Raw genomic sequence first — 10004 nt, forward strand, 5'->3', positions numbered from 1 at the left:
GAAGCTCACCGAGTCCGAACGAGCCGAACTGGTCCGGCCACGCGGCGAAGCCAAAAATGCGACGGCCACAATCGCTGAACTACGGATGCAGGTGGAGTTCGCAAAAAAGTAGCGACCTGGGTGTGTCCTGAACGGTGATGTTGTCGGCGGGTGGGTCCGTCGGCGGTATGGCCGGTGCTGTGTGAGAGATGGAGGTAGGCCCTCCGTAGCCGTCTTGCAGGAGATGGCTACAAACCGCCGTGAGCTGCGCCGGTCAAGAGCCGGGGTGGTGAGCGTCACGGAAAAGGCGTGCTTCGAGCGCGTCAGGTGTGGATCGTGAAGGCGAGTGAAACCGAACCCTTGTGGACGTGTCGAAATGCTTAAGGTGACATCAAAACCGGGAGTGGTAGGTGGTCCCGGGATGAGTTGGGCGGAAACCTGTCTACTGGCCCAGCGGTGTCCGGCATGAAGAGGGCGCGAGCGCGATCCAGGCTCTTGCATGGAACAGGAGAACCTGTCGTTCCGGGTGCCCGACCGTGTGCTGGTTGGGCTGTTGGGAGGACCCCAAGCGGCGGAAACCGTGAGGGGCAGAGTACCGATCCGGAGCACAGGGGCGGACCGTCCCGTAGTAGTGATGAAGCCGCTGTAATGGTGGTGGAGCGAAGGGGACGGGCCATCTGTGTTCCGCTCGATGGACAACCACACGGTGGGAGGACCCGGTGAGCGGAACAACGTCGAAACAGTTTGCTATTTCCAAGCAGGTGGTGTGGGAGGCGTATCGGAAAGTCGCGGCGAACAAGGGCGCGGCGGGAGTTGATGGGCAGTCCATTGCCCAGTTCGAGCAGGATCTGAAGAACAACCTGTATCGGTTGTGGAATCGGATGAGTTCGGGCAGTTATTTCCCGCCGCCGGTGAGGTCGGTGCAGATACCGAAACGCGCTGGTGGTACCCGTGTGTTGGGGGTGCCGACGGTTGCGGACCGGATCGCGCAGACGGTGGTGACGATGGTGTTGGAGCCGGCGGTCGAACCGATCTTCCACGATGATTCGTACGGCTATCGGCCGGGACGTTCGGCGCTGGACGCGTTGGCGGTGACTCGCCGCCGGTGCTGGCGGTCGGACTGGGTGATCGACCTGGATATCCGGGCCTTCTTCGACACCCTCGACCACGGCTTGTTGATGAAGGCCGTGGAGCATCACACGAACCTGACCTGGGTGCTGTTGTATGTGCGGCGATGGCTGACCGCGCCGCTGCAGTCCCTGGATGGGACGCTCACCGTGAGACACCGAGGAAGCCCACAGGGGTCAGCGATCTCACCCTTGCTCGCCAACCTGTTCATGCACTACGCGTTCGATGCGTGGATGGCCCGGACCTACCCGGCGGTCACGTTCGAACGGTACTGCGATGACGTGGTGGTCCACTGTCGTAGCCGGACCCAGGCACTCGGGGTCCGGGACGCGATCGGTGTCCGATTGGCCGAGGTCGGCTTGGAACTGCACCCGGAGAAGACCAGGATCGTGTACTGCAAGGACGCCAACCGGCGATTGTCGGGCGAGGTCGAACAGTTCACGTTTCTGGGCTACACGTTCCGACCAAGGCTGGCGAAAACGGCGGCGGGAGGCTTCTTCGTGAGCTTCTCACCGGCGGTCAGCCGCGACGCGAGCATCCGGATCCGGCGGAACGTCAGATCCTGGCGGATCCACCGGCGCAGCGACCTGACATTCCCCGAGATTGTTGCTCACATCAACTCCCGCGTCACCGGGTGGATCGCCTACTACGGGCGTTTCTACAAATCCGCCCTCTACGACGCGCTGCGCGGGATCAACACCTATCTCATGAGATGGGCCCGCCGGAAATACAAATCGTTGAAGCACAGCGCCCGACGTGCCTGGGATTTCTTGCTGGACATGGCTCGCCGTGTTCCCGGAATGTTCGCGCACTGGCGGTTCGGTGTCCTACCCACATGATCAGGGTAGGAACGTGGATGGTGGGAGCCGTGTGACGGGAGACCGTCACGCACGGTTCTGAGAGAGCCGGGCGGTGAAACCCCGCCCGGCCACTCGCCTTCGCGAGCGGAAAGCAGTGACGTTCGCTGCTATCGCGGACTGGGCTGCCTCCGACGAGTTCCCCGTCGCGTTCATGTGCACCGAGCTGGCCGTGTCCCGGTCCGACTACTACGCCTGGCGCCGGTCCTGGCGGCCCTCGCGGCCATCGTGCCCAACGACACGTCCGCGTTCAGCCAGGTCCCCGCCCTGAAGGCGGCGGCGCGCGGCATCAGCCGCCGGCTGGCCACCGTGGCGCCGGCTCCTGGGGTACCGGGCGCCGGCCGGCCCGCGCGCACCCGCGGCCGGGAAGCTTCGGCGAACCCTTCCTCCGCCGAGTGAGAGACCGCAGCCCGCGCCACCCCGCTGGAGCGGGCCGCCAGGCTGGCCAACCGCTACGCACATAAGCAGAGCGGATACACAGCATAGCCAGAACTTGCTTCCCTTATGTAACAGCGGCGGCAAGAGTCATGTGGGTCACCTGGCCACCGGCTCTCGGAGGATCGCATGCCCGCCGTCGGATCCGTTCTCGTCGTGGGGGCCGGCACCGCTGGCACCGCCGCGGCGATCCTGCTGGCCGAGGGCGGTGTCTCGGTCGACCTCGTGGAGGCGAAACCCGACGTCACCGCCCTCGGTTCCGGGATCACGTTGCAGGGCAACGCGCTGCGGGTGCTGCGCCAGCTCGGCGTGTGGGACGAGGTCCGCGCGCACGGCTACGCGTTCGACACGCTGGGCCTGCGGGCACCGGATCCGGCCGGCACGCTGATCGTCGCGTTAGACGACCACTACACCGGCGGTCCGGAGCTGCCATGCACGCTCGGGATGTACCGCCCGACGCTCGCCCGCATCCTCGCCGACCGTGTCGCCGCCGCCGGGGCCAAGTCCCGGCTGGCAGTCACCTGCTCCGGTCTGGCCCAGGAGTCCGACGGCGTCGAGGTCACCTTCAGTGACGGGTCGACGAGCCGCTACGACCTGGTCGTCGGCGCCGACGGGATCCGGTCGTGGACGCGGCGGGCGATCGGGATCGAGGTGGAGCCCCAGGGCACTGGGATGGGCATCTGGCGGGTGTTCGCGCCCCGCCCGGCGTCGGTCTCGCGCACCGACCTGTTCTACGGCGGACCGTCCTACATCGCCGGCTACTGCCCGACCGGTGAGGACTCGCTCTACGCCTACATCGTCGAGGACTACCAGGACCGCTCGGCGCTCTCCCCGTCCGAGGGGCTCGCGGTGATGCGCGAGCTCGCCGCGGCCTACCACGGTCCCTGGGACGAGATCCGCGCGTCGCTCACCGATCCCAGCCGGGTCAACTACGCGAGGTTCGAGAGCCACGTCGTGCCGGCGCCGTGGCACCGCGGCCGGGTCGTCCTCATCGGCGACGCCGCCCACAGCTGCCCGCCGACCCTCGCGCAGGGGGCGGCGCAGGCGCTCGAGGACGCCGCGGTGCTCGCCGAGCTGCTGCTGGCACGCGACGTGCTGGACGACGTGTGGGCGCCGTTCACCGAGCGCCGCTACGAGCGCGCCCGGACGGTCGTGGACAGCTCCTTGCGGCTTGGCCAGTGGCTGCTCGACCACGAGCAGGGCGACGTTCCGGGCCTGATTGCCTCAGTCTCCCACCTGCTGGCGGCGCCGGCCTGATCGCGGCCGGCCCTGCCGCCTTCTGACTTGCGACCCGAGGAGCTTCCATGACCGAACTTACTGGCGAGATCGACGCCTCGCCGAGCGAGCGGCTCATCACCCACCTGCGCCACGTCGACCTCGCGGTGCCCCACTTCGACCGCGAGCTCGCGTTCTTCACCGAGACTTGGGGCCTGAGCGTGGAGACCACCGACGGCGGCCTCGCGTTCCTCGCCGCGGCGGGGTCACCTGAGAAGTACTGCGTCCGGCTGCGGGCGGCCGACGACAAGCGCATCGACCTGATCGCCTTTGGGGCGGCGAGCCACGCCGACGTGGACCGGCTCGCCGAGCGGCTCGGCGGCGCGGGCGTGCGCCTCGTCAGCGAGCCCGACGCGCTCAAGACTCCCGGTGGCGGCTACGGCTTCCGCTTCTTCGACCCCGACGGCCGCACCGTCGAGGTCTCCGCCGAGGTCGACGTACGCGGCCACCGCGCCGTCGAGGAGGGCGAGTCGATCCCGGTCCGACTCTCCCACGTCGTCGTGAACACGCCGAACCCCGAGGCGACCGTCGCCTTCTACCGTCAGCACCTCGCGTTCGCGCTGTCGGACACCCTGATGCACCCGCATCTGGGCAAGATGATGTGGTTCCTGCGCACGAACCCGTTCCACCACAGCCTGGCGATCGCGCGCGGCCCGCACGTCGCGCTGCACCACGCCTCCTTCGAGCTGCGGGGCGTCGACGAGTACCTGCGCGGCACCGGCCGGCTGATGCGCGCCGGCGTGGAGAAGGTCTGGGGACCGGGCCGGCACACCGCCGGGAACAACACCTTCACCTACTTCCTCGACCCGCACGGCAACACGGTCGAGTACGCGACCGAGCTCGAGCGCCTCGACGAGGACGTCTGGCACCCACACCTCTACGACTTCACCCAGCCGATGGTCACCGACCAGTGGGGCACGGCCGAGCCGATGAGCGAGCTGATCGCTAGCAGGTCGTTCAACGACCCGGACCGCGGCAGCTTCCTCGCCCCACCGGTCTGAGGAAGGCCCCGATGAAACTCGCCACCTTCGCCACACAGAGCGGCGCCGACGCGGACCAGCCCAGGGTCGGGGTCGTCTCGGACGGACAGGTCCACCCGTTCCCACTCGAGCTGACCATGCGCGACGTCGTCGGGCGCGGCATCGACGCGGCCAGGCAGTCCGCCGACGAGGCGCTCGCCGCGCACGGTCATCCGCTGGCCGACGTCCGGCTGTTGGCTCCGCTGCGCCCGACGTCCGTGCGTGACTTCGTCGCTTTCGAGGAGCACGTGCAGGGCGTGCGCCAGGCCGTCGAGGGCACCGCCGGCGTGCCCGACGCCTGGTATGACGCGCCCACCTTCTACTTCACCAACCCGCACGCGATCCTCGGCCCGCACGACCCGGTGCCCTTCCCCGCGACCTGTGCGGCACGCGACCTCGAACTCGAGGTCGCGGTCGTCGTCGGGAAGGCGGGGCGCTCGCTGTCCGTCGAGCAGGCCCGCGACCACGTCTTCGGTTACACGATCATGAACGACTGGTCGGCGCGTGACCTGCAGGGCCGGGAGATGCAGGTCGGCCTCGGCCCGGCGAAGGGCAAGGACTTCGCCACGACGCTCGGCCCGTGGATCGTCACCGCCGACGAGCTGGAGCCCAGCCGCGACGAGGACGGCTTCCTTCGGCTGTGGTGCGCGGTCAGCGTCAACGGCGTCGAGATCGGGCGCGATCTGCTGTCGAACATGGGCTGGACGTTCGAGGCGATGATCGCCTACGCGTCCCGCGACAGCCGGGTGGAGATCGGCGACGTGCTCGGTTCGGGCACCGTCGGCAACGGCGGCTGCCTCGGCGAGCTGTGGGGCCGCCGCGGCGCGCAGGACCCGCCCCCGCTCGCGCCGGGTGACGTCGTGACGCTCACCGTCGACGGCATCGGCTCGGTCAGCAACGTTGTCGCCGTCGCCGAGCCCGCCCCCCTGCTGCCCGCGGCCCGGCTGCGCGACCCGGCGGTGGCCCGCAAGGCCGCGGCATCATGACCGCGCTCGCCGGTCGCACCGTCGTCGTCACCGGCGCGGCCTCCGGGATCGGCGCCGCGGTCGCCGCCCAGGTCGAGACGGCCGGCGGCACGGCGCTGCGGCTGGACCGGGAGGCCTCGGCGGACGTGCGCACGCTCGACGTCCGGGACCCGTCCCAGTGGGCGGCGCTCGTCGCCGAGCTCGACGGCCAGCCGGTCCACGGGCTCGTCAACTGCGCGGGCGTCACCTGGCGGGCGCGCCTCGGCGACGTCGATCCGGACGCGTTCCTGACGACGCAGGCCGTCAACGTGCTCGGCCCGCTCCTGGCGATCCAGGCGCTGACCCCGCTGATGTCCGCGGGCGCCTCGATCGTCAACATCGGGTCGCTCGCCGCGTTCCAGGGCCACTACCCGGTCGCCTACACGACGAGCAAGTGGGCGGTGCGCGGCCTGAGTGCCGCCGCCGCGCTCGAGCTGGCCGGCCGCGGGATCCGCGTGAACACCGTCCACCCCGGCTTCATCGACACGGCCATGACCGCGACCGCGACCGCGGTGTTCCGCGACGCCTCGGTCACGCAGACACCGCTTTGCCGCGCCGGTACTCCCGACGAGGTCGCCTCCGTCGTGCTGTTCCTCCTCGGCGACGGCGCCTCGTTCGTCACCGGCGCCGAGATCCCGGTTGACGGCGGCGCGAGTTCCCACGGCGGCGCCAAGGCTGTCTCCGACGCGCTGCGGCCGTCCTACGTTCCACCGGCGCCGGTCAGCTCGACCTGACCCCCGCGTCGGCACTATCCCCGAGAGGTCACGATGTTCGAGTACTTCCCCGGCAACTATGTCTGGAACCTGAGCGTCGTCGCGACGCTCAACAGCGGCGGCCTGATCGACGAGGTCGACCGCGCCTGCCGGCCGCTGCGCGCGCTGGCCGCCCAGGGCTCCGACGTCGGCACCCGCGAACTGATGGCCGCGTGGGCGGCCGTCGCCGACCAGCTCGAAGGGCAGGCCGCCGACGCCGAGAAGGCCGGCCATCGGCGCACCGCCGGCCAGAAGTACCTGCGCGCCGCGAACTACCTGAGCCAGGCCGAGCGGATGCAGAGCGCGAAAGGCCATGACCGGGCGGCCGTCTACCAGCGCTGCATGGACCTGCTGACCAGGGGCATCGAGCTGGTCGACCCGGCGACGACCCGGGTCGAGGTGCCGTTCGAGGACAGCTCGCTGCCGGCGTACTTCACCAGCGCGGCGACACCCAGCAGCCCCCGGCCTCCCGTCGTCGTCATGTGGAACGGGCTGGACTCGACCAAGGAGCACATGTACGCCGCCGGCTTCGCCGTCGAGCTCGCAGCCCGCGGCGTCTCGACGCTGATGGTCGACTGCCCCGGCAGCGGCGAGGCACTAAGGCTGCACGGCCTCACCGCGCGGGTGACCACGGAGGACTGGGCGGCGGCCTGCGTCGACTACCTGGAGACCCGCGACGACATCCGCGCCGACCGGATCGGCCTGGTCGGCTGGTCGCTGGGCGGCTACTACGCGCCGCGCGCCGCCGCCTTCGAGAAGCGCCTCGCGCTGTGCGTCGCCTGGGGTGCGAACCACAACTGGGGAGCCGTCCAGAAGCGCCGGCTCGAACGGGAGGGCGAGAACCCGGTCCCGCACTACTGGGGCCACGTGCTGTGGGTCTGGGGCGAGACCGACCTGGACACCTTCATCACGAAGGCCGAGGCCGTCCACCTCGACGGCATCGTCGAGCACATCACCGTGCCCTTCCTGATCGCCCACGGCGAGAACGACCGCCAGATCCCGGTCGCCTACGCGCACCGCTCCTACGAGCAGGCCGTCAACAGCCCGAAACGCGAGCTGCGAATCTTCACCCCCGAGGAGGGCGCGACCGAACACATCGGGCTCGACCACCTTCCCCACGTCGGCACGTTCATCGCCGACTGGATCGGGGAGACCTTCACCGAACTGGACGGGAACAGCCGATGAGCCCGGAGGACCTCGACCGGACCGACCCGGAGAGCGCCATCGCCGCGACGGCCAAGCGCGTCTCCAACTGGGGCCGGTGGGGCCCGGACGACGTGCGCGGCACGATGAACCACCTCGACGCGGACAAGCGCCGCGCCGCCGCGGCTCTCGTCCGCACCGGCGAGTCGTTCTCGCTCGCGCAGCGCTTCGACATGGACGGGCCGCAGAAGGGCTGGCGGCGACGCACCAACCCCGTCCACACCATGCTCGACACCGGCGTCGACGCGGTCCACGGCAACCAGGGCTTCCCTCACGGCATCGGCGGCGCCGACGACGTGATCGCCATGCCACTGCAGTGCTCCACCCAGTGGGACGGCCTCGGGCACATCTTCGACCACGGCATGGCCTGGAACGGCCGGCGCGCCGACAAGGTCGTCACCAGCCTCGGCGACCACGTCACCGGCATCGAGACCGTCGCCGACGTCATCGCCGGCCGCGGCGTGCTCCTCGACGTGGGACGCGCGCTCGACGCCGACGGGGAACTGCCCGACGGATTCGCGATCACTACCGAACACCTCGAACGGACCATCGAACGCCAGGGCGCCACGGCGACCGTCGGCCGAGGCGACCTCCTGCTCGTGCGCACCGGCCAGCTCACCCGCGCCCGCCGCGACGGCTGGGGCGACTACGCCGGCGGACCCGCACCCGGACTGTCGTTCACCACCGCCGACTGGCTGCACCGCACCGAGATCGCGGCCATCGCCACCGACACCTGGGGCTTCGAGGTCCGCCCCAACGAGTTCGACCACGCCTTCCAACCGCTGCACCAGATCGTGATCCCCCACGTTGGCCTGTTCATCGGAGAGATGTGGGACCTCGACCCGCTCGCCGCCGCCTGCGCCACCGACGGTGTCTACGACTTCTTCCTCACCGCCGGCCCGCTGCCGGTCACCGGCGCGGTCGGCTCCCCCGTCAACCCGATAGCGGTGCGGTGAGCGCCGGCCGCGCCTTCTCGACCAGTCAGACCACTGGCGGCGGACTCGACGACGGCTGACCATCAGAGGGCACCGGCAGGGCGTGGAGGAGCATCCCCTGAAGCCCCCAGAGCGTCATCAGGACAGGACGTGGTCAGGCCATGCGCATCAGCGTCGCTTATGCCAGGCTGGGCTGGTGGAGTTGCCGAACGTCGACCTGAACCTCCTGCGCACGCTGGACGTCCTGCTCCAGGAGGCCAGCGTCACCCGCGCCTCGCAGCGCCTGCAGGTCAGCCAGCCCGCGGTCAGCCTGGCGCTGGCGAAACTGCGCCGGCACTTCGGCGACGACCTGTTGCGCCGGGCCGGCAACCACTACGAGCTGACGCCACTGGCCGTGCAGCTCAAGGAACGGACCAGCCTGGCCATGCTCGGGGCCCGGCGCGTCTTCGAGGCGGCCCCCGCCTTCGACCCGACCGCCGAACGGCGCGAGTTCACCCTGCTGTGCTCGGACTACGCCGCCGCCGTCCTCAGCGAGGCCCTGCAGGACCTGAGCTTCACGCGGGCTCCCGGCGTCGTGCTGCGCTTCGAGCGGCACACCACCGCCGACATCGACCACGCGGTCGAGCGGATCCGCACGGTCGACGGAATCGTGCTGCCGCACGGCTTCCTGTCGAACCTGCCCTACACCGAGCTCTACACCGACGACTGGGTCTGTCTGATCGCCACGGCGAACACGCGCGTGGGCGACAGCCTGACCATGGAGCTCCTCGCCGAGCTGTCCTGGGTGTTCACCTACCACGGACCCACGGCATTCACGCCCGCCGGGCGACAGTTGCAGCTGCTCGGCGTCGAACCACGGGTCCAGGTCGTCATCGACTCCTTCCTCGCGCTGCCGTTCGCCATCGCGGGCACGGACCGGGTCGGGCTGGTCCAGCGCAGGCTCGCCCGCAAGCTCACCGCCGCGGGCGACGTCCGCGCGCTCGAGTGCCCGTTCGACGCCGTGGCCATCGCCGAGGCCCTCTGGTGGCACCCGATGTACGAGCGGGACCCCGCCCACATCTGGCTGCGCGCCCTGCTCACCGACGCCGGCTCCCGCCTGATGACCTCCGGGCCAGCGACCAGGAGCACATAAACGAGGCTTATACAGACCATACCCAGTATGGCGTGGACGAGGTGTAGCGCGGCTTCCATCATGAACGCTACCCACCGCATCTGTGACGGTGGTCTCATCGGAGGAACTTGCCACGTGATCCACTTACGCCGTCGCTTCGCTATGTCAGGATTCGGCCTACTCGCCGTGGTGGCGCTCGTCGCTGGCTGCTCCAGTTCGTCGACCAGTTCACCGGCCGCGCAGACAGCCGTCAGCGGCGCATCCTCCGGGGGGACGCACCCGGACGTCTATCGAGGGGTCCTCGGC

Annotated in this window: 8 protein-coding genes; all 8 read left to right on the top strand. The window is 69.7% G+C overall.

All coding sequences use genetic code 11. The annotated features are described in order from the left end of the window. Positions 1 to 698: 698 nt before the first annotated feature. Positions 699 to 1946, top strand: a complete 1248-nt coding sequence (gene ltrA / locus U9983_RS23940) for a group II intron reverse transcriptase/maturase (protein WP_322756175.1) — start codon at positions 699 to 701, stop codon at positions 1944 to 1946. 582 nt (positions 1947 to 2528) lie between these two features. Then, positions 2529 to 3656: an FAD-dependent monooxygenase gene (locus U9983_RS23945; protein ID WP_322756176.1), complete on the top strand. Its 1128-nt coding sequence runs from the start codon at positions 2529 to 2531 to the stop codon at positions 3654 to 3656. A 47-nt stretch (positions 3657 to 3703) separates the two neighbouring features. Next, entirely contained in the window at positions 3704 to 4675 is a 972-nt protein-coding gene (locus U9983_RS23950) for a VOC family protein (protein WP_322756177.1), read from the top strand. 11 nt (positions 4676 to 4686) lie between these two features. Then, a complete protein-coding gene (locus tag U9983_RS23955) occupies positions 4687 to 5679 on the top strand; it encodes a fumarylacetoacetate hydrolase family protein (RefSeq protein ID WP_322756178.1) in 993 nt (330 codons plus the stop codon). Beyond that, positions 5676 to 6431 (top strand): SDR family oxidoreductase, encoded by a 756-nt coding sequence (locus U9983_RS23960; protein ID WP_322756179.1) that lies wholly within the window; start codon positions 5676 to 5678, stop codon positions 6429 to 6431. Before U9983_RS23955 ends, U9983_RS23960 begins: the two co-directional genes overlap by 4 nt. A gap of 33 nt (positions 6432 to 6464) precedes the next feature. Beyond that, entirely contained in the window at positions 6465 to 7634 is a 1170-nt protein-coding gene (locus tag U9983_RS23965; RefSeq protein WP_322756180.1) for an alpha/beta hydrolase family protein, read from the top strand. After that, a complete protein-coding gene (locus tag U9983_RS23970) occupies positions 7631 to 8608 on the top strand; it encodes a cyclase family protein (protein WP_322756181.1) in 978 nt (325 codons plus the stop codon). The genes U9983_RS23965 and U9983_RS23970 overlap by 4 nt, the downstream gene beginning before the upstream one ends. 175 nt (positions 8609 to 8783) lie before the next feature. Continuing rightward, positions 8784 to 9719 carry a LysR family transcriptional regulator gene (locus tag U9983_RS23975; RefSeq protein WP_322756182.1) on the top strand — a complete coding sequence of 312 codons (936 nt, stop codon included), beginning with the start codon at positions 8784 to 8786 and terminating at the stop codon, positions 9717 to 9719. Positions 9720 to 10004 lie beyond the last annotated feature (285 nt).

The sequence above is a fragment of the Protofrankia sp. Cas3 genome, from assembly GCF_963555955.1.
In the GTDB taxonomy this organism is placed as follows: Bacteria; Actinomycetota; Actinomycetes; order Frankiales; family Frankiaceae; genus Protofrankia.

Excerpts from the sequence above, each read along its gene's own strand:
- U9983_RS23965 (WP_322756180.1), top strand. The coding sequence starts at position 6,465 with ATGTTCGAGTACTTCCCCGGCAACTATGTCTGGAACCTGAGCGTCGTC.
- U9983_RS23950 (WP_322756177.1), top strand. The coding sequence starts at position 3,704 with ATGACCGAACTTACTGGCGAGATCGACGCCTCGCCGAGCGAGCGGCTC.
- U9983_RS23955 (WP_322756178.1), top strand. The coding sequence starts at position 4,687 with ATGAAACTCGCCACCTTCGCCACACAGAGCGGCGCCGACGCGGACCAG.
- U9983_RS23945 (WP_322756176.1), top strand. The coding sequence starts at position 2,529 with ATGCCCGCCGTCGGATCCGTTCTCGTCGTGGGGGCCGGCACCGCTGGC.
- U9983_RS23960 (WP_322756179.1), top strand. The coding sequence starts at position 5,676 with ATGACCGCGCTCGCCGGTCGCACCGTCGTCGTCACCGGCGCGGCCTCC.
- U9983_RS23970 (WP_322756181.1), top strand. The coding sequence starts at position 7,631 with ATGAGCCCGGAGGACCTCGACCGGACCGACCCGGAGAGCGCCATCGCC.